We start from the raw sequence: 581 nt of genomic DNA on the forward strand, positions 1-581 counted from the left end.
CCGAAGGCGGACACCGCCGCGCGGCGCGGCCGCCCGGTCCCCGGCCACGGACGCCGCTCGGTCAGCAACCGCACCGCACCCGCGTCCCAGTCCACGAACGGCGACGGCTCGTCCACATGCAACGTACGCGGCAGCACACCGTGCCGCATCGCCATCACCATCTTGATGACGCCGGCCATGCCCGCGGCGGCCAGGGTGTGCCCGATGTTCGACTTCACCGACCCCAGCCACAACGGCTCACCACCCTCACGCCCCCGCCCATACGTGGCCAGCAACGCCTGCGCCTCGATCGGATCACCCAACCGCGTCCCCGTCCCATGCGCCTCCACCGCATCCACCTCACCCGCAACCAGCCCCGCACCCTCCAACGCCCGCCGGATCACCCGCTGCTGCGACGGACCGTTCGGCGCCGTCAACCCATTCGACGCACCGTCCTGATTCACCGCACTGCCCCGCACCACCGCCCACACCCGATGACCACGACGCCGCGCATCCGACAACCGCTCCACCACCAGCACACCCACACCCTCGGCCCAACCCGTGCCGTCCGCCGACGCCGCGAACGCCTTGCACCGCCCGTC

At 72.1% G+C, this 581-nt stretch carries 1 protein-coding gene; it reads right to left on the reverse strand.

Annotated features, from left to right (window positions below):
- A partial coding sequence (locus I3F54_RS31930) for a polyketide synthase (RefSeq protein ID WP_240122414.1) occupies positions 1 to 581 on the reverse strand: 581 nt, incomplete at both ends.

Origin of the sequence: Streptomyces sp. MUM 2J (assembly GCF_022414535.1) — a bacterium.
Classification (GTDB): Bacteria; Actinomycetota; Actinomycetes; order Streptomycetales; family Streptomycetaceae; genus Streptomyces.